Below are 23,389 nucleotides of genomic sequence, written 5' to 3'. Positions count from 1 at the left end.
CTCCGGTCTCACACGATCCGGGCATCCGGCATCGGGCGGGCGGGGTGGAAGGCGACAGAGCGCGTCGGGGGCGCGGGCGGCGCGGCTGTCCCGCCGGGGCATCCGCTCTCTATATAAGAGAGAGTGGCGCCAAGCGATCCGCGACGATCGGCATCCCACGCGGGCTTCCGTCAGGATCCGCCCGTCCGCCGGCGCTGGTTGGCCCGGCGAAGCCCCGTCGCGACTGGCGTCCCGGGGCGTGGTGGCCGGTTCCGCTGTCATGCGGGCCGGCCTTCATCTCCGATCACCATGCGTCAACCGCGTCTGGGATGCAACAGCCGGCCGCTCTTCAATCACCGCGCAAGTAATATGTGCGGTGCACCTACACTGTGGCGGGTCTGAGAGGCGGAATTCGTCCTCGGCATGGGCTCCATGATCCCTTCCGGGTTGCAGGGCCGGGGGTGCGACCCCATGGCACCGTGTGCCCCGGCGGGCGGCTGCCGGAAATGCGAGTGCTTGAAAGTCAATGGGTTAGCCTGGCCAATCCCTTGTAAAGCAAGGGGTTTTCATTCTTGACACGCATATGGCTTCCCCGTATGGTTCACGCGCCTTCGGCAGCGCTGTTGCGGCGCGGCCGGCGCGCCCGGATCGCCGGATGACGGTTCGTCATATGTGTGATGCTCACACATCGATGATCCGGCATTCGTTGGTTCACCAGGGCCTTTCACCGACCGGATGCAAAGGCGGGCCAGACGCTCATGAACGACCGGGACGATGACCTGGGACTGAAAGAGCTTGAAGCCCGTCTGAAGCAGGCACGCTTGTCCACCGACCGCCGCAATGGCGACGGCCCGGAGAATTCGCGTGGGCCGGCGAGGGGCGTGGGGTTCGCCGCCCGTATCGGAACAGACATCCTGGCGGCGCTCGTCGTCGGTCTCGGTCTGGGCTGGTTTCTGGACCGGTGGCTCGGGACGGCGCCTTTCGCGATGATGGTCTTTTTTGTACTTGGTGCGGCGGCCGGCATACGCAATGCCTATCGCCTGGCCAACCGCACAATGGGCGAGATCGACGCGGAAGAGAAGGCGGACCGGGAGGCAGGGGGCCGTGACGCGGCGGACCAGGACGTGGCGGGCAAACAGCCCGACTCTGACAAGGATCGCTGACGGGCGGCATGCCTGCGGGCTTGGCACGCTACAGATTTCGCTGGCCATGGATCGGTGATCCGCGGTACAGCCGGACGGAAATCGGGTCCGCGGGGTAACCGCGGGCATAAGGTGCGGAAGGTGTACGGCACGGTGACTGACGTGCCGAACGGCTCCGGCCAGGGTTGAGTTCTTAAAAGAGCGAGGACCACGGTGGCGGAAGCGCATAGCCCGCTTGAGCAGTTCGAGATCAAGCGTCTGGTCGACCTCCAGATCGGCGGCGTCGACATCTCCTTCACCAACTCGTCGCTGTGGATGTTCATTGCCATCGCGGGCGTGACCCTGTTCCTCACGCTTGGCTCTCGCAGCCGGGCGATGGTGCCGGGCCGAGGCCAGTCGATGGCGGAAATGTCCTACGAGTTTGTAGCGAACATGCTCCGCGATAACGTGGGATCAGAAGGCCGGAAGTATTTCCCCTTCATCTTCACGCTGTTCATGTTCATTTTGTTCGCCAATCTGGTGGGCATGCTCCCTTACAGCTTCACCACGACCAGCCATATCGTCGTGACCTTCGCGATGGCGCTGTTCGTCTGGATCCTGACCACGGTCATCGGTCTGGTGAAGCATGGCACGCACTTCTTCAGCTTCTTCGTTCCGCAGGGCGTGCCCGTGTGGATGATGCCGCTGGTCGTGCCGATCGAGATCATCTCCTACCTGTCGCGGCCGATCAGCCTTGCGGTGCGACTGTTCGCCAACATGGTTGCCGGTCACACGATGCTGAAAGTGCTGGCCGGTTTCATCATCGCACTCGGCGTCGCCGGCATTGCGCCTCTCGTGGTGGTCGTGGGCCTTACCGCCCTCGAACTCTTCATCGCGGCACTCCAGGCCTATGTCTTCGCGATCCTGAGCTGCATCTACCTGAACGACGCACTTCACCTGCATTGAGAACATTCGGGCCTCGGGGTTCAGGGCCGGCGACGTCGCCGGGCCGCCCCTTGGTCGCGAGCAGGTTCTGGGCGATCGCCCCTCGTTGAAAACCAGTCCCTTTGTCAAGATAAGGAAGTTGAGCGATGGAACTGGAAGCCGCAAAGATGATCGGTGCCGGCCTCGCTGTGCTCGCGCTGTTCGGCGTCGGTATCGGTATCGGCAACATCTTCTCCTCGCTGGTCAGCTCGCTGGCGCGCAACCCCTCGGTCCGCACCACCGTGTTCCCGCTGGCAATGCTGGGCTTCGCGCTGGTTGAGGCGGTCGGCCTCTTCGCCCTGCTGATCGCGCTGATCATCCTCTTCGTGTTCTGATCAGCACGCAGCCGGGATCCGGTACCGAACGGGCCCGAGGGGTGTGAAAACACCACCTCGGGCGCGTTCGTGAGGGCCCGGAGGGCCAGCGCACGACATCATGGTTCTGAGCCATGCATCGCCTGCCCGTGCCCGTCCGCGCCAGACTTTCGACATGACGGCCGGCCTAAAGGCCCCGTCCACGAAATGCCCCGGGAGACCCATGCCTCAGTTCGAACCGAGCACCTTCGCGTCGCAGATCTTCTGGCTGGTGGTATCCTTCGGCCTGCTCTATCTGCTGATGTCGAAGATCGCGCTCCCGCGCATCGCCGATATCCTCGAGGTGCGCCAGGACCGTATCGCCGCTGATCTCGATCGTGCCGAAGCGCTCCGGCGCGAGGCCGAAGAGGCGCGCGCGGCCTATGAACTGGCCCTGAGCGACGCCCGTTCCGAAGCCCAGAAGCTTCTGGAAAACGCGGCCGAGCAGGCCCAGGCCGAGGCCCAGCGTCAGCTTGACGCGCTCGATGAGCGTCTGGCCGCCAAGGTGCGCGAAGCCGAAGCCGGCATCGCCGCCGCCAAGACGGCTGCCATGGCCGACATGGCGACGCTTGCGACCGAGACAGCCGAAGCCGCGACCGCCAAGCTGGCCGGCGCACCGGTCGATCCGGTCACCGTGCGCCGCGCCGTCGACACGGCGCTTGCCGCCACCTCGTCGCGGAAGGAGTGAGGCTGATGTTCTCCGATCCCACCTTCTGGGTCGCTATCGCCTTCATCCTCTGCATGGTGGGCCTGGGGTTCCTCAAGGTCCACAAGACGATCGGCGGCATGCTCGACGCCCGGGCCGACGCGATCCGTGCCGAACTCGATGCGGCGCAGAAGCTGCGCGAGGATGCCCAGGCCCTGCTGGCCCAGTATCAGCGCAAGCAGCGTGAGGCGATGCAGGAAGCCGAGCAGATGGTCGCCCATGCCCGTCACGAGGCCAAGCGCATCGTCGAGCAGGGCCAGACCCAGCTCTCGCAGTCGATCGAGCGCCGCGAGCGGATGGCGATGACCAAGATCTCGCAGGCCGAAAGCGACGCCATCGCCGAGGTCCGCGCGACTGCGGTCGACGTGGCTATGGCGGCGACCGAGCAGGTGCTGCGCACCCAGCTTTCGGCCGATCGTCAGGCCAAACTGGTCGACGACACCATCGCGAGCCTGAAGACCCTGCATTGAGGCCGAAAGGCCGGGCGGCTATGCCGGCGAAGCCGGCCATGGCGTTTTAGATGCCGGAAAATGCCCCTGACGGTTCTGCCGCCAGGGGCATTTTCCGTTGGGCGGCCAGATCGCTGTTGCCCTGCTGGCACGGAGGTTGCCGACGGTCCATCAGCCATGCCTGCGGTCTCGCCATGGCCTCGGCGATCAGGCAGGATGCGAACGCGGGCGGGCGGGTTCGCGGCCGGATACAGTCGCCAGGATGCGGCCGATGCTGCCGGTGGCCGGCCGGTGCGATCCGGGGCTCCGGTGCGATCCGGGGCCGGACGCATCTGGGCGGTCCGCAGAGCAGTCAAGATGGGGACGGGACGGGGCGTGTTACGGTTTCATTCACTCAGGGTGGCGGTGTTCCTGGGCGTCGCGCTGATTCTTGGCGTGACCGCGGGCGTCATCCTGCCATCGACCACCATACTGCTTGAACGAAGCTTCGTGGCTGAGCGCGACCGCGAGGCCCGCAACACGGTCGACCTGTTCGCGACCAGCCTGCGCGAGCGGTTCCAGGCCCTGATCCGCCAGAAGGTCGATACGGTCGAGCAACGCAAGCGCTCGCTGGAGGATCACGGCAATCAGGTGGTGTCGGTGCTCCAGTCGTTTCGTGGCATGGCGGCAACCGGGCGGATGTCCGAGACCGAGGCGCGAAACGCGGCGCTCGACTGGCTGGTCAGCCAGCCGCGCAGCGAAACCCGCTATATTCTGGTCTATGACAGCCAGATGCGGATGCTGGTGCATCCCGACATCGCCCGGCTTGGTCAGACCCTGCTCGACGGCGTCGACATGAAAGGCCGGCCGACCTTTGCCGCTGCGCGCGCGGATGTGCTGACCTATGGCAATACCTTCTCGACCTTCGAACGCCCCAGCCTGGACGAGACCAGCACCCGGCTGAAATTCGGTTTTTTCCGCGGCTTTGCCCCCTGGGACTGGACTGTGGCGATCATCGCCGATGCCGAGGATGTCCAACGCGCCGCCGATGCCCAGATCGACCAGATGATCCGCGATCTGACCACCAGCGTTCACGCGCTGCGGCTGGGCGATCGCGGCCGGGCGATGATCTTCGATGGCGCCGGCCAGATGGTGATCGCCCCCCAGGGCGGCGATGCGGCCTGTGCCGCGGTCACCACTGGTGCCGGTGGCTGTGGCGATCTGTTCCATATGCTGCCGGGCGATCTGCCACGACAGCGCACGATGGGCATCGCCCCGCCCGATGACGCCGGCGACCTGGTGCTCTATGCTTATCTGTTCCGCCCGCTGGACTGGCGGGTGGCGCTGGTGCTGTCGCGCGACGACATTCTGGGGCCGGCACATGAGGTGACGCGCAATCAGGCCCTGCTGCTGGGCAGCGTGCTGGTGTTGTCGTTTCTGGCGGCCTATCCCCTGTCGGGCCTGCTGGTCCGGCCGTTGCGCCGGCTGGAGGTGCGGGTCCGGGCGCTGTCGTCGCAGGACTTCACCCGCGATGCCGAGCCCGACGCCGATCTTGCCCGGCTGATCGACGACCGGCGCGACGAAATTGGCCGGCTGGCCGGCGCCTTCGCCTTCATGGACCGTACGCTGCGCGAGAAGATCCGCGAGCTGATCAAGATCACCGAAGAGCGGATGCGCATCGAAGGTGAACTGGCGGCGGCGCGAGACATTCAGGAAGGCCTGCTGCCCAAGACCTTCCCGCCCTTCCCCGGCCGGCCGGAAATCAACCTGAACGCACGGCTGATCTCGGCCAAGGAAGTCGGCGGCGATCTGTTCGACTTCTTCTTTGCCGAGGACCGCTATTTCTATTTCGTCGTCGGCGACGTTTCAGGCAAGGGCGTGCCGGCGGCGCTGTTCATGGCGATCACCCGGACGCTGTTGAAGACGTCGGCCGAGAAGGGCCTCAGCCCGGCGGGCATGCTGGCCGAGGTGAATGACATGCTGGCGCGTGACAATCCGAACACGATGTTCGTCACCCTGTTCTGCGGCCGGCTGGATCTGGCCAGTGGCCGGCTGGAATACTGCAATGCCGGCCACAACCCGCCACTGCTCTTGCGCAAGGGGGCAGCCCCGGAAGCGCTGACCACGGTCTGCGGTCCGGCGCTGGGTGTGATCGAGGACATGCCCTATCGGGCCATGGCGCTGGACCTCATGCCCGGCGATGACCTTCTGGTCTATACCGATGGCGTCACCGAGGCCCATAATCCGCAGAACGTCCTGTATGGCGAACCCCGGCTGTTCGGCATCGCCGAGCCCGGCATGCAGGGCGATCCCGCCGGCTTCGTTGACCGCCTGTTCGACGACATCACCGAATTCGTCGACGGTGCCGCCCAGTCGGACGACATCACCGTCTTCGCCCTTCACTATGCGGGGCCGGCCGAGGCCGCCTCGAACCCGCCTGCGGCACTACGGAGCATCGGATGACCTTGAGGAAGCCTGCCACCCTGTTCGGCCGCGCCATGCTCTCGCTGCTGATCGGCCTTGCCCTTGCCGGACTGCTTCTGGGCCTTGTGCCGGCACCGGCAGATGCCGCCGAGGCGGCAGCCTCTCCGCCGCCGACCGCCGCCGAGCGCGCCGCCGCCGAAGCGGTGCCGGAAACCCCGCCTGCCGTCGCGCCCGAACACCGGTTCCGGATCGGCTATTACGAGGGCGGGCAGTACGCCGACTACAAGATCATCCTGGCGGCGATCGTGCGGGGCATGATCCAACTGGGCTGGGTGCCGGACATCGACCTGCCGCCGAATGACAGCTTCACCGATTCGGCCGATCTGTGGCAGTACCTGGTGGCCAATGCCCGCGGCCCCTATGTCGAATTCGTGGCCGATGCGCATTACACGGCCGGCGATTTCGACCCGGAGCGGCGCAAGCTGGTGCGGCCTGAACTGATCGAGCGGCTGGCGACCCGCGGCGACATCGACCTGATGATCGCGATGGGCACCTGGGCCGGCCAGGATCTGGCCAATGACGCGGTGGCGGTGCCGGTGGTCGTGGCCTCGACCTCCGACCCGGTGGCGGCGAAGATCATCCCCAATCCGGATGACAGCGGCCGCCCCAATCTGCATGCCAAGGTCGAGCCCGGCCGCTATGGCCGCCAGGTCGAACTGTTCGAGGACATCGTCAAGGCCGATCGCCTGGGCATCGTCTATGAGAACACGCCGGAAGGCCGGACCTTTGCCGCGATCGAGGAACTGGAAGCGGTGTCGGCCGGTCGCGGCTTCGAACTGGTGACCTGTTTCGCGCCGTTCAACGGCGTCGATCAGGAGGTGGCGAAGGCCGAGGCGGTGCGCTGCTATGAGGAACTGGCCCCGAAGGTGGATGCCTTCTACATCACCGTGCATCGCGGCGTGACCAGCAGCAGCCTGCCGCGCATCGTACAGGCGGCGCTGGATGCCGGCATCCCGACCTTCTCCATGGCCGGATCGGCGGATGTCAGCCGGGGCGTGCTGATGAGCATCGCCCAGGGCGACTTCACCTATGTCGGCCGCTATCACGCCGAAATCATCGGCCGCATCCTGAACGGCGCCCTGCCGCGGGCGCTGGATCAGCGCTGGGTGGCGCCGGCGAAGATCGCGCTCAATCTTGAGACCATGGAGGTCATCGGCTTCAACCCGCCGGTCGACATCCTGCTGGCCGCCGACGAGATCTATCGCACCATCGAGCAGTGAGCCGGCGCGCATGATGCTGGCAGATCCCGCACGGAGGCCGGATATGACGACAGGGCGCCGCCGCCAAGGCTGACAGGCACATGGCGGCGCGCGGCCACCAGCGCGCGCAGACGCCGGGCCATGCTGCCATGACCGGCCTCGACCATGGCGATGGCGCGGTCAGCGCCGCTCTGGCCGGTGCGGCAGACATGGTCGGGATAGGCCAGGAAGCGCTGATCGGCGGCGTCCAGCCCGCCGGCCGCAATCTCCACCAGTTCGGCGGCCAGGGCGGCGGCGGTCAGGCCATCGACCTCGGCTGCCATGGCATCGCGGATCGCGGCCGTCCGGAGCGCCATCAAACGGCCCCAGCCATGGCGGTCGATGGCGGCAAGCGCGCGGTCCGGATTGGCGAGCAGGCCCTTCTGAAGCGCGCCGGCGGCATTGACCACGCTGCCGGCGACCGCCGGCCCGGCCCGGTCGATCAGATCGCGATCGGGCAGATTGGCGCCGGGGGCGCGGCCCTCCAGATAAACCGCACGGGTGCAGGCGCCCATCAGCGCCGCGATGGCGTCGTCATCGTCGATCGCCGCCACCAGATCGGCGGGATCGGGCATGTGATCGGGGGAAAAGGTGAAGCGCAGCCGGGCGTCGAGGAAATTCGACGACTGCATCGCCGCGAAATGGCCGGCGGTGGGCGTGACCATCACCTCGGCGCCGCTGTCGCCATACAACCGTCCGGCCCAGCCCTGCCGGCGGGTCAGAAACTGGCGCAGACTGGGTGTGCCGTTGATCTCGACCAGCCCGCCGATCTTCGATGTCGGCGCCAGATCGGCCGGGCCGAAGGGCAGGGCCGGAACCGGCGCATCCATGCCCAACGCCCAGCGCAGATAGGCGCCAAGGCCGTTGAACGGCTGCGCCGGCGGCTGAAAGCAGATCCGGTCACGCGCCGCATGGGCCGTGCCGCACATCCGCGGCCACAGGGTCAGCCGGTTTTCCTTGAAGCCGGTGGCCGCGCCATTTTCGAACGGGCTGTTGGCGAACAGGGCGATGAAGGCGGCGGAAAAGCCCAGCACGATGTTGACCGCATCGGCGCCGCGCGCGATCTCGACATCGGTCGACGGGCTGTTATGGGCCTTGGCGTCGATACCCGAGGCATGCACCCAGCCCCGGGTCTGGTTCCAATAGTCATAGACCGGTTTGGGCGCGCGGGTGCGGGCATAGAAGCCGGCATCGGTGGCCTGGAACGGATGTTCGGCCAGATTGACCAGCATGCCGCCTTCGGCCGCGACCGCGGCGCCGATCCGCTCCAGGGCTGTCGCCGCCGATGCGTCGAGGGCGGGCAGATCGGGCTCGGGGCCAAGCGATGCTTCCAGATTGTTGAAGCCGTTATCGACCGAGATCACGCCCGACGGGTCGCGCAGGCCGATCAGCGCCCCACCCAGCATCAACGCCGATACCGGCGCATCGCCAGCGCCGACCCCCGACAGAAGATGGCCGAAGGCGCCGGGCACCGCCAGGCTGCGGCCATCGGCCTCTGCCGCCACCGGCAGTTCCACCTCGACGCCTACTTTGACCGGCGCGGCACGCCACCCGATCCGGTTCATTGGCCGGTCACCTTGCCCACGGGGGCGTCTGTTGCCGCCATATCGCCCGGCTGGCCGCCGCCCGGGCCGGATGAGCCCGCCAGCCCCTTGGCGATCCCCAGCTTACCCGGCGCCTTGTCGAGCAGCAGGAAGATCAGCCCGGCCATCAGCATCAGCCCGGCCGTGGCGGCAAGGCCGGCGGTGGTGCCGACCACGGCGAACAGCCCGCCGACGATCAGCGGCCCCAGCATCTGCCCGAATTTGTCGGCCGAGCGCTTCATGCTGACCGCGCGGCCGATACCGGCGCGGGCGACGCCTTCACCCTGCAGGCCATGGGCGCTCTGCGCGCCGCCGGCGATGCTGCCCGACACGCCGATCAGGAATACGGCGGCGACCAGCGCCATCAGATTGCCGCCCAGGCTGGCGACCACCAGGGCCAGGGCGGCGGCGATCGCGCCCGCCACGATGAACGGACGCTTGTCGGTCATCCGGTCGGTCAACCGTCCGAACAGCGGCCCCAGGATGATCACCGCCAGACCATTCACCATCAGCACGCGGCCGATATCGGACTGGTTGATGCCCTGTTCCGACAGATAGACCGGCACGGCGAAATTCAGCAGCCCGACCTGAGCGATCGAGAACGGCACCACGCTGCACAGCAGCACCAGCATGAAGGTGCGGTCACCGAGCAGGCCTCGCCAGCCGCCGCCCTCTGCGGCGGCAACCGGCCGGGTGGCCGGCCCGATCACGGGGGCGGCCGGCAGCGGCGTTGCCGTGTCGTCATCGACCACGGCCATGGCGTCGGTGCCGCCGGCGGTGGCGGACAGCTGCTGACGGGCGGCGGTGATCGCCACCACCGCCACGATCAGCGGCAGCAGCAGGAACACCGCCGCCATCAGGAACACATTGCCATAGCCAAGCTGCTCGGCCAGCATCGCGCCGATCGCGGTGCCGCACATCTGGCCCACGAAGATGCCGGCGATCAGCGCCGCCGTGGCGCTGCCCCGGCGTTCCGGCCGTGTGGTGGCGTAAAGATGGCTCTGAATGCCCATCCAGGCGAAGCCATAGCCCAGCCCGCCCAGCGCCCGGGCGGCAACGAAGCCCAGGGGATCGTTGGTGACCGTCATGACCAGCATCGAGCACAGATTGGCCAGACCGCACAGGGCGAAGCCGGTCAGCACCGGCACCTGCCAGCCCCGCCGGTCGGCCATCGGGCCGGCGATCAGGGCCGTGATCAGCGCGCAGAACATTTCAGCCGAGACCGGGGCCGCCATCAGCATGTCGCTGGGCGGCTGTCCGCCCGTGGACGACAGCGCCCGCATCGCCAGCGGCACGAACGACAATGGCAGCGACCAGGACAGCAGAAACAGGAAAGCCATCGGTCGGGCGAAACGGCTGTCGGCGATGGCGGTGGCCGCGGCCGAGCGCCCGCGCACGGCCGCGAACACGAAGATCAGCCCTTCGCCCACGATCATCGCCGACACCAGCGCGAGCGTGATGGCATCCAGCACGCGGGCGCGCACGCTGGTGGCGATGGTGCTGCCCGACAGGGTGACGGCGACATAGCCGGCGGGGCGGTCGTTCGAGCCGATGGCGGTGCCGTCTGCCGCGACCGATCGGGCCAGGGCGCGACGCACCACCGGGCCGCTGCCGGCATCGGTCACGCCATAGCCGGCGATCCGCCGGCCATCGGCATCGATCAGCTCGGCACCGCCGATCAGCGGCACGGCATCCACCAGCCGGGCGAAATTATCCTCGATCCGGCTCATGAAACGCAGACCGATGCCCTTGTCGAGCAGTTGATCCAGGTCATGGGCAACCGACATTGCCAGTCGGTCGCCTTGCCGGCCGGCGGCGGCTTCGACGGCGCCCCGGAATTCGCGGATGCTGTAGGCCGCGAAGGCAAGCTGGGCCACCACCACCACGGCGATGCCGGCGATGCGCATCCAGCCCAGTTGCAGGGTGCCGCGACGCCGGCCACGACGCGACAGGGCGAGGCCCAGCCCCACGGTCAGCACCACGCCGGCGAGCGTGATGGTGATGGCGGCCAGGGTCATCGCCTGGACGGTTTCGGTGACGGCGGCAGTCTGTGCCCCGGCGGGCAGGGCGGTCGCCAGGTGGCCGATCACCTGTCCGCCCGCCTCGCGGATCGGGAACAGCACCCAGCGGGAGCCATTGACCACCACGTCATGCACCCGGCCGCCGCCACTATCGGCCTGCGCGGCCGGTGGCAGTTCGCCCCGGCCCCGCATCTCAAGAACGCCGCCCGTGGCATCCAGCACCGCGGCCTGGGTGACCACGGGGATGTCGGCGCGGATATCGTCGAGCAGGGCGTCGAGGCCGGCGAATTTCTCCAGCGGCTTGCCATAGCGCACCGACACCTGCAGCCGGTCGGCCCATTTGCCGCCAACCGCCTGCACCTCGCTCAACGTGGCTTCGGCATCCACGCGCTTCAGGGCGGTGAGGTTCAGAAAGCCTGCGATCCCCATACAGACCGGCAGCAGCAGTGCCAGAGCCAGGGTCAGCCGGAAGATCGGTCCGCGGGGGGCAGATGGCGAGGTCATGTGTGCAAAGGTCCGACGGCAGATATGGCTGCGGCCGGAGCGACCGTCAGCGGCGCCTATCCTACGACGGTCCGTCAGAAATTGCGCGGGGCAGGCGTTGCCGGATCAACCCGGATTGACACAGGTGGCCACAAGAGCGGGCAATGCTGCAACAGCCGGCAGGACCGGGGCGGCGCGCGTGGAACCGGGGAGGGATCGGCCCGGATCGCCGGTCATGCAAAAACCCCGCGCCTCGGATGAGGCACGGGGTCTTCGAAGCTCAGTCCGGTGGGCTCTCGGCGAACCCTGGACGGCAAACCCGCTAGGGTCAGCCGACGATCCGGAGGTTGTCGGCAGTCATCTTGCCGCTGCGACGGTCAGCGACCAGTTCGTAATCAACGCGCTGGCCTTCGACCAGCTCGCCGATGCCCGAACGCTCGACGGCGCTGATGTGCACGAACGCGTCATTGCCGCCATTGTCGGGAGCGATGAAGCCGAAGCCCTTCTGGGCGTTGAACCACTTAACGGTGCCGGTCTGCATGGGGAATGTCCTCATCTGCAGTGTGTCTACATAGCCGCGTTACCGCAGCCATCGGAATCGCATTTCAGGAAAGAAGAGTATCAGCTCGACGCAAATTTTTTAGCGCAAGATCAAGTCATTCTGGTCCATCCATCGACGGGCTGAACATGAGCGTATTCTGAGAGAAATTCAAGCGTCATGATCGGATTTCCGGTCGATTCATCGTCCGGCTCGGGCGAGCGGGACAAAAATACATCGCTTTTCCGGCGGTGTGACAGTTCATCACCTCACCGCTGCGCCGTACCGGATGGCGGGCCGCCGGTCGCCTGGAAGCCCATGATCCGGGCAAAACTATTCAGCGTGCGGTCGCGTGCATCCGGATCCCGCAGCAGGCGGCTGGTCTGGGCATAGGCCAGCACCATGCCGAACAGCAGGAAGGCGCGGTCGCGGTCGCAGCCGGTGGGGCTGGCGCGATCATCGGCGGCCGAGACCAGTTCCGCCAGCAGGTTCTGCCACTGGCGTTGACCCTCGACCAGTTTGTCGTGCAAGGGGCCCGGCTGGTCGTCGAGTTCCACAGCCGCCGCGGTCAGCGGGCAGCCGCCGGGCAGATGATGGCCATCCACCCAGGCCAGCCAGTTCAGGAACACCGCCGCAAGCCGCGCCCGGCCGGGTGGCTGCGCGCGTGCCGGGCGCCAGACCACGGCGGCGAAGCGGTCCTGCATGGCGTCCAGCAGGGCGGCCTGCAACGCTTCCTTCGACCCGAAATGGGCGAAGACCCCGCTTTTCGACATGCCGAGCGCCGCCGACAGTTCCCCCAGGCTCAGCCCCTGCATGCCCTGCAGGCTGGCGCGGTCGAGCGCCGCGGCGATGATCCGCCGCCGGGTGGTCTCCGCTTTGCTCATCTATCCGCTCCTGGCATCCGCTCCTGGTCGCATATCTGGCCGCGGCGTCGCCTCGGCGCCGATCCAGCATAGGGGCCTTGACCAAAAAGTACGATCGTTCACTAATAATCCACAGACCGTTTTTTTGTGGAGCCCCCGCCGCCATGTCCGACATCACCTTGTTCTATGCCAGGGCCGCCTGCTCGCTGGCCGTGCGGATCGTTCTTGAGGATCTGGATCTCGCCTATGAGGACCGGGCTGTCGACGTCAAGGCGGGTGAGGCCGGGGCGCCCGCCTTCCTGGCGGTCAACCCCAAGGGTCGGGTGCCGGTTCTGGTGACGGCCGCGGGCGACACGCTGACCGAGGCGCCGGCGATCCTGATGTATCTGGCGCTCAGCCACCCGCAAGCCGGGTTGCTGCCCGCCGATCCGCTGGGTCATGCCCGGGCGCTGGAATGGTTGAGCGAGTTGTCGGGCGTGATGCATGGCCAGGGCTATGGCGGGCTGTGGCGCAGCACCCGGTTCAGCGACGATCCGGCGGCGCAGGATGGCATCCGTGCCCGCGCGGCCCGGACCATCGCGGACCAGTCGGCACGCATCGATGCCCGCCTGTCCGGACGCGACTGGGCGCTTGGCGACCGCTATTCGGTGGTCGACGCGTTCCTGCTGGTCTTCTATCTGTGGGGGCTGCGCGGCGGCACCGACATGGCGGGGCTGTATCCGAACTGGCATGCCCAGGCGGAACGCGTGCTGGACCGGCCGGCGGTGCGGCGGGCGCTGGCGCGTGAGGGGTTGGCCTGAGTGCCGTGGTTATGTGGTTATATGGGGATGGCCGGGTGACGGCTATCCCTGCGGCCGCATGATGAAATCGATGAAGGCCCGGAGCGCCGGCGGCACCTGACGTCGGCTGGGATGATACAGATAGAAGCCGGGAAAGGGCGGTGACCATGCTGCCAGCAGATGCCGCAGCCGCCCGGCCGCAACGTGGTCGCGAACCAGATCGGCGAAGAAGCAGCCGATCCCGGCGCCATCGAGGGCGGCGCGCACCAGCATGTCGGGCGCATTGGTGATCACCGGGCCCGGGACCGCGACGGTCAAGGCCTCGCCATCGCGGCTGAATTCCCAGCGATAGGGGGCGCCGCTGGTGGGCCAGCGATAGTTGAGGCAGCGATGTCGGCCCAGATCGCGCGGCGATGACGGTGTGCCGTGACGATCCAGATAGGCCGCGGCTGCCACGACCATCATGCGCTGTGCGCCGCCCAGGCGGATGGCGATCATGTCGCGGGCCACGGTTTCGCCCAGGCGGACGCCGGCATCGAAGCCGCCGGCGACGATGTCCACCAGACGATCATCGACCGTGATGTCGAGCATGACCGCCGGACAGGCGGCGCTGAACGGGGCGATCAGGGGTGCTATGTAATGCAGTGCCGCATCCCGGGTCACGTTCAGCCGCAGAACACCGTGCGGGCTTTCACGATTGCGGGTCAGGTCATCGACCGCGACATCGAGTTCCGCGAGCGCCGGCAGGATGCGCGCCAGCAGGCTGGCGCCGGCGTCGCTGATCGCGACACTGCGGGTGGTCCGGTTCAGCAGCCGCACCCCCAGCCGGTCTTCCAGGGTGCGGATCGTCTGGCTGAGCGCCGATGGCGTCATGCCCAGATGGGCCGCGGCGCGCGCGAAGCTTTCATGCTCGGCGACAGCCGCGAAGGCCCGCAGCTCGGCGACGTCACGCCCTCTCATTATGCCCCCGTTTCTTCATGGTTCATTCAGATCATAAGCCATTCTCTGCAGAATGCGCAGCGGCGATGCTCACACCGGATGGACCAGATGGCCATGACGGGAGACGACCATGCATGACATTTCCGGCCTTGATCACTATCGCCTGCTCGGTCGCTCGGGCTTGCGGGTGTCGCCGATGGCGCTGGGCACCATGACCTTCGGCACCGACTGGGGCTGGGGGGCGGATGAGGCGGCCGCCCGCCGGATCTTCGATGCCTATGTCGACCGGGGCGGCAACTTCATCGACACCGCCAACGCCTATACCGATGGCAGCGCGGAAACCATGCTGGGCCGGTTCGCCGCGGGGCGTCGCGACCGGCTGGTGATCGCCAGCAAATACACCCTGCCGACGCGGAAGGGCGACGCCAATTCAGGCGGCAATCATCGCAAGAGCATGGTGCGGTCGGTGGAGCAGAGCCTGATCCGGTTGAAGACCGACCATCTCGACCTGCTATATCTCCATGCCTGGGATGGGACGACGCCGGTCGAGGAGATACTGCGCGCGATGGACGATCTGGTCCGCGCCGGCAAGCTGCTCTATCTGGGGCTGTCGGATATTCCGGCCTGGCAGGCGTCGCGCATGCAGGCGATCGCCGATCTGCGCGGCTGGTCGCCGCTGATCGCGCTGCAGGTGGAATACAGCCTGGTTGAGCGCACTGTCGAGCGGGATCTGATTCCGATGGCGCGTGAAATGGGGCTTGGCGTGATACCCTGGTCGCCGCTGGCAAGCGGCGTGCTCAGCGGTAAATACAGCCGGTCGGATCTGGGGCGCGACGCCGGGGCGGCGACCACCACTACCCGCCGCGATTTCGCCAGGGCGAACGGCGCGTTGACCGCGCGGTCGCTGGCGATCGCGGATGTCGTGAGGGCCGTGGCGGCAGCCTGTGGCGCCACGGCGTCGCAGGTGGCGCTGGCCTGGACGATGTTGAACGGCGCGGTGGCCGCCCCGATCATCGGCGCGCGGACGGTTCAGCAGCTCGATGAAAATCTGGGGGCGCTGGCGGTCAGGCTCGATGACGCTCAGCGCCGGCAACTGGCAGAGGTGAGCGCGATCGATCCGGGCTTCCCGCACGAGATGCTGGCACGCGCGACCACCCGCGCGGTGATGTCGGGCGGGGTGACAGTCGTCGGCCGTTGACGGTGGTGGCGCCGTTGACCGTGACTCAGGATACCGGCTCGGCGGCGGCCGCCGGCGACAGCCGTTCCCCCCGGCGCAGCATCTGGCCTCGGCCGACGGCGATGCCCATCTCCAGGCTGGCGGCGATGCGGCCGGCCCGGTCGATCAGCAGGGCGGCGCCGGCCTCGGTGCAGATGGCGGTGACGGTGTCGCGAAACAGTGCCAGCCAATGATCGAAATCGGCACCGCTGATCGGCAGCGGCAGATGCGCCGGCATCGGCCGGCCATGATAATCGCCGGTCATCAGCGCCACCGATGACCAGAACCGGCGCATCTGCGCCAGATGCGCCGGCCAGCGCTCGTCGGCGATGTGGGCCGCGAAAATCGGGCCGAGCACCGGATCGACGCGGATCCGGTCATAGAAACTGTCGACGACCCGGGCGATGACCGTTTCGGTCAGGCCGGTTTCCTCGATGATCCGGACGGTCAGCGCGGCCCGCCGTTCGGGGCCGCCCTCGGGGTGCAGCGACATCGCAGAGCCTCATCATTCAATGCATTGCATATACATCTTATGGGCTCACCCCGACGGGATGACAAGCGGCGGGGCCGGCCTGCGACCACCGGTCACGTGGCGGCACGGAACAGCAGATCGCCGACCGGCCGGCCCTGTTTCAGATGCTCGTCCACGATGCGGGCGGCGGCGGCGGCATCGGGCACCGCACACCAGTATCCGCCGGGATGCAGGGTCAGAACCGGCCCGCGATTGCAGGGGAACAGGCAGCGGCTGCGGGTCATCATCACCCGGTCGGTGGCTTTTGCGCGCAGACCCGCCGCTTCCAGCGCCGCCAGCAACGCCGTCCAGACCGGCCCCGAACCGCGATGGGCACAGCGTGGCCCGTCACAGGCAAAGATGTGATGGGCATGATCCGGCGGGTCGTTCCATGACGGCCTGGTGTCGATGGCGGGGCTGTTGCGGATGTTGTCGTGGTCGCTGGCGGCGATGCGCGCGGCGATCGCGTCGATGAAAAGCGGGTCGCCCTCCACCGGGGCGCTGAAGCTGATGTCGAGGGTGATGGCATGGCGCTGTGCCCAATCATGCAGGGCACCCGGCAGCCAGCCACGCAGGCTCATCTCGGCCGGCACCACCAGATCGACCAGCAGCACCGTGCGATGGCCGCCGCCGGCCAGGTCGCCAAGCGCGCCCGAGACGGCTGGTACCGCCAGTTCGGTGAAGGCCAGCACCACCGGCCCGTCAAAGCCTGAGATGTCCCGCAGCCGGGCGGCCACCGCCGCGCGCAGGGTTTCCAGCCGGCGCGGGCTGCCCTGGCCGCGTCGCACCAGCAGGATGACCGCGTCGTGGTCGATCCGGGCAATCGTCGGTGAGGCTGGCGTCGGCGAGGCTGACGTCGTGTGGTCAGCCTGCATCGCGGCCGCGATCTGCGAATGGCCGATAACGGTTTGATGTATCTATATAAATCGCCATCTCTGCACCGTCACCAGTCGCCTCCGCCGAAACGGATCGGCGGTCCATGGGTCAATGGCTGACAGCGGAGGTGGGTGCGGCGATGTCCGGGGGGCGGCATATGGGGCGGGCTGTCCGGCGGGTCCGGAACAGCCGCATGCGCGGCCCTGGATCAGCGCGCACCGCCCTCCGCGGCTTGCCGGTCGTGTCGCAGGCTGGTTTCCGGGCTCGACTGCGGGAGGCGTGCAGAACCATGTCATGGTCCTGATCCTCCGGGCCCGTGCCTTCCCAGGTGCCCGGCCGATGCTGGCGGGGTAAAACCCAGTGGCTGCGACGGGCTTGCCGCGTGTCCTACCGTTGCGGGGGCAGCGTCGGCTTCCGCCATGCCGGATCGGGTGATCCGGGATCGCGTGCCGACTTCCCAATTCTCCGCGAGTAACCCTGATCGGGCCACTCGACGGCACCTGTGCAGCGCTGATGCTAGACTGCCGGACCTGCGTCTGCAACGCGTTTTCACGGCGTCGACGAGACCGGAATGGCGTCGGCCGGTTCGCCATGCGGTCTGAAGACAGCGGATTGACGGCGGCCCCCACACGCCTCTACCGTTGCCCCGACCCGATTGAACCAACGCGAGGCGCGCATGAGCACCCGGTCGAAAATACCTGCGACGATCGTCACCGGCTTTCTCGGCGCGGGAAAGACCACGCTGATCCGGCATCTGATCGAGAATGCCGGCGGTCGGCGTCTGGCGCTGATCGTGAACGAATTTGGCGATGTCGGCATCGATGGCGATCTGCTGAAGGGTTGCGGAATAGACACGTGCCCTGATGAAAACGTGATCGAACTGGCCAATGGCTGCATCTGCTGCACGGTCGCCGATGACTTCCTGCCGACCATGGAAGCGCTGCTGGCCCGCGAGCCGCGCCCCGATCACATCATCATCGAAACCAGCGGGCTGGCGTTGCCTAAGCCGCTGGTACAGGCCTTCGCCTGGCCGTCGGTGAAGACCCTGGCGACGGTCGATGGCGTGATCGCGGTGGTCGATGGCGCGGCGCTCGCCGAAGGCCGGGTTGCCAATGACCCGGAGGCGCTGGATCGTCAGCGCGCCGCCGATACCTCGCTCGACCATGAGGCCGAGGTCGACGAGCTGTTCGAGGATCAACTGGCCTGCGCCGATATGGTGATCGTGACCAAGACCGATCTGCTGGATGCGGCCGGTCTGGCCCGTGCCCATGCGGCGATCGCGCCCGAATTGCGGCCGGCGACCCGGGTGATCGAGGCGGCAGAGGGCAGGGTCGACCCCGCCGTGCTGCTGGGGATCGGCGCCGCGGCCGAGGATGACATCGCGTCGCGACCCAGCCATCACGACGGCACCAGCGAGGAAGAGCACGGCCATGACGCCTTTGCGAGCTTCGTGGTCGAGCTTCCGGACGGCATGAGTCCTGATGACATCAGCCGGCGGATCGCGGCGGCGGTGGCCGATCATCCGATCTATCGGGTAAAGGGTTTCGTTTCAGTCACAAACAAGCCGATGCGGCTGGTGGTCCAGGGCGTGGGGCCACGGCTTCAGCAGCATTTCGACCGGCCCTGGGGTGCCGGCGAGGCCCGGCGGTCGCGGCTGGTGGTGATCGGCGCGCAGGGGCTGGATGCCGGGGCGGTTGCTGCCGCACTCGGCGGACGGACCGCGGCCTAGGGCCGGGCGGGGCGGCCCCCGATGCATCTGCTGGCAGCCGAACCCGGCCGGATCGACGATGGCGACGAAGCCATCGACCTGCGCCAGAGCCCGGCCGAAATGGTGGTGGTCACCGCCGCCGACACAGAACTTGCCTGCCTGTCGGCAGCGCGGGACCGGCTGGGCGATGCCGCACCCGGGCTGCGGCTGGTCAATCTTCAGCGCCTGAAGCACCCGATGTCGGTGGATCTGTGGGTGGACCGGACGCTGGCCCATGCCCGGCTGGTGATCGTGCGCCTGCTTGGCGGCACCGCCTATTGGCCCTATGGGCTGGAGCGGCTGACCCAGATCGCCCGCGCCCGGCCGATCGCCCTGGTGGTGATCCCCGGCGACGACAAGCCCGATGCCTCGCTCGACGGGCTGTCGACGGTGTCGCCGGCGGAGCGGCGGCGGGTGCTGGCCTATTTCTCGGGCAATGGCGTCGGCAATGCCTGCGGGCTGCTGCTCCATGCCCAGCATCTGCTGGGGCGGCGCGCCGAACCGGGCCCGGCGCCGGTGCCGCTGCCGCCGGCCGGCCTGCATCCGGCCCTGGCCGAGGCGGGCGATGGCAGCACCGCCGACAGCGCCCCTGACCAACCTCTGCATGGCTTGAGCGGCGCCGATATCGAGCGGATCGACGCGGCGGTGGCGACCGGCCGGCCGGTCGCCGGTATCGTGTTCTATCGCGCGCTGGCCCTTGGCGGCCAGACGGCGGCGGTGGATTCGCTGGCGGCGGCCCTGTCGGCGCAGGGGCTGACACCACTGGCCATCCATGCCCAGAGCCTGAAGGATCCGGCGGCGGCGGCCTTCGTGCGCGCGGCGCTCGACCGGGCCGGGGCCGCCATCGTGCTGAACACCACAGCCTTCGCGCTGGGATCGGCGACCGGGGCGGGCGCGCCGGCCCGCACGCCCTTCGACGGGCTCGACCGGCCGGTGTTGCAGGTGGTGCTGTCGGGGGCGAGCGAGGCCGCCTGGGCGGGCGGGCATCGCGGGCTTGGCCCCGCCGACCTCGCCATGCATGTCAGCCTGCCCGAGATCGACGGCCGGGTGCTGACACGCGCGGTTGCCTTCAAGGCCGAGGCCTGCTGGGATGCCGCGACCGAATGCCCGATCCTGGTTCAGGCGCCGAAGCCCGACCGGGTGGACTTCGTGGCGGCGCTGGCCGCCGCCTGGGTGCGGCTGGGCCTGACACCGCCCGCGCGCCGGCGGGTGCTGCTGGTGGTGGCGAATTATCCCAACCGTGATGGCCGGATCGGCAATGGCGTCGGCCTGGACACGCCGGAAAGCGTTGCCCGGATTCTGGGTGCGCTGACGGCCGCCGGCTATGACACCGGCGACGCGCCGACCGATGGCGCCGCATTGATGGCCCGGTTGCTGGCAGGCCCCACCAACGACCTGACCCGACGGCGCACCTCGGCGGCGACGGATGGCGGTGATCAGATGGCCGGTATCGCCTGGAGCCTCGATGCCTATCGCACCTGTCTGGCGGCGATGCCGGCCGGGGCGGCGGCGCGGATCAGCGGCCGCTGGGGCGATCCGGCCGATGATCCCTTCGTGGCCGATGGCGCCTTCCGCCTGCCTGTGCATGTCTTCGGGCGGGTGGCGGTGGCGGTGCAGCCGGCGCGTGGCTACAACATCGATCCGGTGGAGAGCTATCACGATCCGGCCCTGCCGCCACCTCATGGCTATGTGGCGTTCTATGGCTGGGCGCGCACGGCGTTCGGCGCCGATGCCGTGGTGCATGTCGGCAAGCATGGCAATCTGGAATGGCTGCCGGGCAAGTCGCTGGCGCTCTCAGCGGATTGCCTGCCGGAAGCGGTGCTGGGCCCCCTGCCCAATCTGTATCCGTTCATCGTCAACGATCCCGGCGAGGGCGCGCAGGCCAAGCGCCGGACGGCGGCGGTGGTGGTCGATCATCTGACCCCGCCCCTGACCCGCGCCGGCAGCTATGGCCCGCTGGGCCGGCTGGAGGCGCTGGTCGATGAATATTACGAGGCGACAGGGCTGGACCCGCGCCGGCTGCCGGAGTTGGGGCGCGGCATCGTCGCCGAGGCGGCAAGGCTGGGGCTCGACAAGGATTGCGGCGTCGAGGCCGGCATGGCCGAAGAGGCGGCGCTGGCCCGGATCGACGCCCATCTCTGCGACATCAAGGAACTTCAGATCCGCGACGGGCTGCACATCTTCGGCAGCAGCCCCGATGGCGACCGCCTGACCGAATTGCTGGTCGCCATCCTGCGCAGCCCGCGTCAGACGGGCAATACCGGGGCTGATGGGGGCGGGGACGCGTCGATCCTGCGGGCGCTGGCGCTTGATCTGGGGTTGAGTGACCCTGCCGATGGCGGGTTCGATCCGTTGTCACGCGATTTCGCCGCCCCCTGGACCGGGCCGAGGCCCGCCGTGCTGGGCGATGCCGCCGGCTGGCGCAGCGCCGGCGACACGATCGAGCGGCTGGAAACCCTGGCCCATGATCTGGTCGCGGGCACGCGGCCGGCCGATCCGGTCTGGAGCCGCACCGCCGCGGTCCTCGCCATGGCCGACCGGGTGATCAGGCCGGCGATCGAGGCCTGTGGCATGGCCGAGATGACGGCCTTGCTGCGCGGCCTCGATGGCCGGTTCGTGGCGCCGGGGCCCTCGGGCGCGCCGACGCGCGGCCGGCCCGAGGTGCTGCCCACCGGCCGCAATTTCTTCTCGCTCGACAGCCGGTCGCTGCCCACACCCGCCGCCTGGACGCTGGGCTGGAAATCGGCCGGCCTGCTGGTCGACGCCCATGTCCAGGAACAGGGCATGTGGCCGCGCCGGATGGTGCTGACCGCCTGGGGCACCGCCAATATGCGCACCGGCGGCGATGATATCGCCCAGGCGCTGGCCCTGATTGGCGCCCGGCCGCGCTGGGACGACATCTCGGGCCGCGTGGTCGGGTTCGAGGTGCTGCCGGCAGCATTGCTGGGCCGGCCGCGGGTGGACGTGGTGTTGCGGGTATCGGGCTTCTTCCGCGATGCGTTCCCGGCCCAGATCGACCTGTTCGACAGTGCTGCGCGCGCGGTGGCGGCGATTGGCGACGAGGATGACGAGACCAACCCGATCGCGGCGGCGATGCGCGACGACCGGGCCCGGCTGGAAGCCGATGGTGCCGATGGCGAGGCTGCCGCGCGTGCCGCAGGCTTCCGGGTGTTCGGTTCGGCGCCGGGGGCTTACGGCGCCGGGCTTCAGGCGCTGATCGATGAGGGCGGCTGGACCAGCCGCGCCGATCTGGCCGAGGCCTATCTCACCTGGGGCGGCCATGCCTATGGTGCGGGCGCCGAGGGTGAGGGCGCCCGCGGCCTGTTCGCGGCCGCCCTGTCACGCGCCGATGCGGTGGTCCAGAACCAGGACAACCGCGAACACGACCTGCTGGACAGCGACGATTACTATCAGTTCGAGGGCGGGGCGGCGGCGGCGGTGGAAACCTTGTCCGGAAAGGCGCCGGTGGTCTGGCATCCGGATCACAGCCGTCCTGAACTGCCGGTGATCCGCACGCTCGATGCCGAGATCGCCCGCGTGGTGCGCGGCCGCGCCGCCAACCCGAAATGGATCGCGGGGGTGATGCGCCACGGCTATAAGGGCGCCTTCGAAATGGCGGCGACGGTGGATTATCTGTTCGCCTTCGCGGCCACCACCCATGCCGTGGGCAACCACCATTTCGACCAGCTTTATGACGCCTATCTGGCGGATCCGGCGGTGCGCGACTTCATCGCCGAGGCCAACCGCCCGGTGCTGGACGAGATGGCCGCGCGCTTCGCCGAGGCGATCGATCGCGGGTTGTGGCGCCCGGCCCGCAATGCCGTTCATGATGAACTGACCGCCCTTCGCGCCACCGGCCATGCCGGCCGTGCGGACCAGCCCCTTCCGGAGACCGACCGATGACCGACAGTCGCACGCCCGAGACCCCTGAAGACCTCGACCGCCGCCATTCCGAGAAGATGGCCAAGAAGAAGGCGGTCCGCGACAAGATCGTCGCCGGCAAGACCATCGAGAAGGGGTTGCTGATCGTCCATACCGGCAAGGGCAAGGGCAAGTCGACCGCCGGCTTCGGCATGGTGCTGCGTGCCATCGGCCATGGTTTCAAGGTGGGTGTGGTCCAGTATGTGAAGGGCGCCTGGGACACCGGCGAGCGCACGGTGCTGGAACGCTTTCCCGATCAGGTGACGATCAAGGCGCTGGGCGAGGGCTTCACCTGGGAGACCCAGGACCGGACCCGCGACGTGGCCGCCGCACGCGCCGCCTGGAACGCCACGCTAGAGATGCTGGCCGATCCTGAGATCCGCATGGTGCTGATGGACGAGATCAACATCGTGCTGCGCTATGGCTATCTGCCGGTCGACGAGGTGATCGAGGGGCTGTCGCGCCGCCACCCCGACACCCATGTCATCGCCACCGGCCGCAACGCCCCCGATGCGCTGATCGCCGCCGCCGATCTGGTCACCGAGATGACCATGATCAAGCATCCGTTCCGCGATGGCGTGAAGGCGCAGGCCGGCGTCGAGTTCTGATCGTCGGGTCC

Annotated in this window: 19 protein-coding genes and 1 riboswitch; of the genes, 12 read left to right on the top strand and 7 right to left on the bottom strand. The window is 68.1% G+C overall.

The genetic code is table 11. The features are described 5' to 3' along the window. Positions 1-737 precede the first annotated feature (737 nt). The 7 genes from IEW15_RS04575 (at position 738) to IEW15_RS04545 (ending at position 7,275) form a co-directional block, all read left to right on the top strand. Entirely contained in the window at positions 738-1,142 is a 405-nt protein-coding gene (locus IEW15_RS04575) for an AtpZ/AtpI family protein (protein WP_188575379.1), read from the top strand. A 192-nt stretch (positions 1,143-1,334) separates the two neighbouring features. After that, positions 1,335-2,066 carry a F0F1 ATP synthase subunit A gene (locus tag IEW15_RS04570; RefSeq protein WP_188575376.1) on the top strand — a complete coding sequence of 244 codons (732 nt, stop codon included), beginning with the start codon at positions 1,335-1,337 and terminating at the stop codon, positions 2,064-2,066. 125 nt (positions 2,067-2,191) lie between these two features. Then, positions 2,192-2,419, top strand: coding sequence for an ATP synthase subunit C family protein (locus IEW15_RS04565; protein WP_014746295.1), 228 nt, complete (start codon positions 2,192-2,194; stop codon positions 2,417-2,419). Between the two features lie 202 nt (positions 2,420-2,621). Further along, on the top strand, positions 2,622-3,125 hold the full coding sequence (locus tag IEW15_RS04560) for a F0F1 ATP synthase subunit B family protein (RefSeq protein WP_188575374.1): 504 nt from the start codon (positions 2,622-2,624) through the stop codon (positions 3,123-3,125). A 5-nt stretch (positions 3,126-3,130) separates the two neighbouring features. Beyond that, positions 3,131-3,613 (top strand): F0F1 ATP synthase subunit B family protein, encoded by a 483-nt coding sequence (locus tag IEW15_RS04555; protein WP_188575371.1) that lies wholly within the window; start codon positions 3,131-3,133, stop codon positions 3,611-3,613. 354 nt (positions 3,614-3,967) lie between these two features. Beyond that, positions 3,968-6,034, top strand: a complete 2,067-nt coding sequence (locus IEW15_RS04550) for a SpoIIE family protein phosphatase (RefSeq protein WP_188575370.1) — start codon at positions 3,968-3,970, stop codon at positions 6,032-6,034. Continuing rightward, positions 6,031-7,275 carry an ABC transporter substrate-binding protein gene (locus IEW15_RS04545; protein WP_188575368.1) on the top strand — a complete coding sequence of 415 codons (1,245 nt, stop codon included), beginning with the start codon at positions 6,031-6,033 and terminating at the stop codon, positions 7,273-7,275. The genes IEW15_RS04550 and IEW15_RS04545 overlap by 4 nt, the downstream gene beginning before the upstream one ends. Here the strand turns inward: IEW15_RS04545 and IEW15_RS04540 are convergent. The 4 genes from IEW15_RS04540 to IEW15_RS04525 form a co-directional block, all read right to left on the bottom strand. Beyond that, positions 7,254-8,858, bottom strand: coding sequence for a glutamate-cysteine ligase family protein (locus IEW15_RS04540; RefSeq protein ID WP_188575366.1), 1,605 nt, complete (start codon positions 8,856-8,858; stop codon positions 7,254-7,256). The genes IEW15_RS04545 and IEW15_RS04540 overlap by 22 nt on opposite strands. Further along, positions 8,855-11,401 (bottom strand): MFS transporter, encoded by a 2,547-nt coding sequence (locus IEW15_RS04535; protein ID WP_188575364.1) that lies wholly within the window; start codon positions 11,399-11,401, stop codon positions 8,855-8,857. The genes IEW15_RS04540 and IEW15_RS04535 overlap by 4 nt, the downstream gene beginning before the upstream one ends. Before the next feature lie 307 nt (positions 11,402-11,708). Further along, complete coding sequence (locus tag IEW15_RS04530; RefSeq protein WP_188575362.1) at positions 11,709-11,921, bottom strand: cold-shock protein; 213 nt, start codon at positions 11,919-11,921, stop codon at positions 11,709-11,711. 266 nt (positions 11,922-12,187) lie between these two features. Then, positions 12,188-12,802 carry a TetR/AcrR family transcriptional regulator gene (locus IEW15_RS04525; RefSeq protein ID WP_188575360.1) on the bottom strand — a complete coding sequence of 205 codons (615 nt, stop codon included), beginning with the start codon at positions 12,800-12,802 and terminating at the stop codon, positions 12,188-12,190. A gap of 143 nt (positions 12,803-12,945) precedes the next feature. Here IEW15_RS04525 and IEW15_RS04520 point away from each other — a divergent pair, with 143 nt between their 5' ends. Next, a complete protein-coding gene (locus IEW15_RS04520; protein WP_188575358.1) occupies positions 12,946-13,581 on the top strand; it encodes a glutathione S-transferase family protein in 636 nt (211 codons plus the stop codon). 42 nt (positions 13,582-13,623) lie between these two features. Here IEW15_RS04520 and IEW15_RS04515 read toward each other — a convergent pair whose 3' ends face one another. Then, the gene (locus tag IEW15_RS04515; RefSeq protein ID WP_188575356.1) at positions 13,624-14,520 is read right to left on the bottom strand and encodes a LysR family transcriptional regulator; all 897 of its coding nucleotides are present in this window, start codon (positions 14,518-14,520) and stop codon (positions 13,624-13,626) included. A gap of 109 nt (positions 14,521-14,629) precedes the next feature. Here IEW15_RS04515 and IEW15_RS04510 point away from each other — a divergent pair, with 109 nt between their 5' ends. Then, positions 14,630-15,697 (top strand): aldo/keto reductase, encoded by a 1,068-nt coding sequence (locus IEW15_RS04510; RefSeq protein WP_188575355.1) that lies wholly within the window; start codon positions 14,630-14,632, stop codon positions 15,695-15,697. A gap of 25 nt (positions 15,698-15,722) precedes the next feature. Here IEW15_RS04510 and IEW15_RS04505 read toward each other — a convergent pair whose 3' ends face one another. Continuing rightward, positions 15,723-16,208: a group III truncated hemoglobin gene (locus tag IEW15_RS04505; protein ID WP_188575353.1), complete on the bottom strand. Its 486-nt coding sequence runs from the start codon at positions 16,206-16,208 to the stop codon at positions 15,723-15,725. 92 nt (positions 16,209-16,300) lie between these two features. Next, positions 16,301-17,101, bottom strand: coding sequence for a (2Fe-2S) ferredoxin domain-containing protein (locus IEW15_RS04500; RefSeq protein ID WP_188575351.1), 801 nt, complete (start codon positions 17,099-17,101; stop codon positions 16,301-16,303). A gap of 233 nt (positions 17,102-17,334) precedes the next feature. Continuing rightward, a riboswitch (cobalamin riboswitch) is annotated at positions 17,335-17,621 on the bottom strand. Positions 17,622-17,778: 157 nt separating this feature from the next. On the opposite strand from IEW15_RS04500, the gene cobW reads away from it, so the two are divergent. The 3 genes from cobW to cobO are packed head-to-tail and all read left to right on the top strand — an operon-like array spanning position 17,779 to position 23,378. Beyond that, positions 17,779-18,831 carry a cobalamin biosynthesis protein CobW gene (cobW, locus tag IEW15_RS04495; protein ID WP_188575348.1) on the top strand — a complete coding sequence of 351 codons (1,053 nt, stop codon included), beginning with the start codon at positions 17,779-17,781 and terminating at the stop codon, positions 18,829-18,831. A 21-nt stretch (positions 18,832-18,852) separates the two neighbouring features. After that, positions 18,853-22,752 carry a cobaltochelatase subunit CobN gene (cobN, locus tag IEW15_RS04490; protein ID WP_188575345.1) on the top strand — a complete coding sequence of 1,300 codons (3,900 nt, stop codon included), beginning with the start codon at positions 18,853-18,855 and terminating at the stop codon, positions 22,750-22,752. Then, positions 22,749-23,378: a cob(I)yrinic acid a,c-diamide adenosyltransferase gene (cobO, locus tag IEW15_RS04485; protein WP_188575343.1), complete on the top strand. Its 630-nt coding sequence runs from the start codon at positions 22,749-22,751 to the stop codon at positions 23,376-23,378. The genes cobN and cobO overlap by 4 nt, the downstream gene beginning before the upstream one ends. Positions 23,379-23,389 lie beyond the last annotated feature (11 nt).

The organism is Tistrella bauzanensis (genome assembly GCF_014636235.1).
In the GTDB taxonomy this organism is placed as follows: Bacteria; Pseudomonadota; Alphaproteobacteria; order Tistrellales; family Tistrellaceae; genus Tistrella; species Tistrella bauzanensis.
The sequence above is the reverse complement of the archived record's forward strand: the minus strand, read 5'-3'. Positions and strand labels throughout refer to the sequence as shown.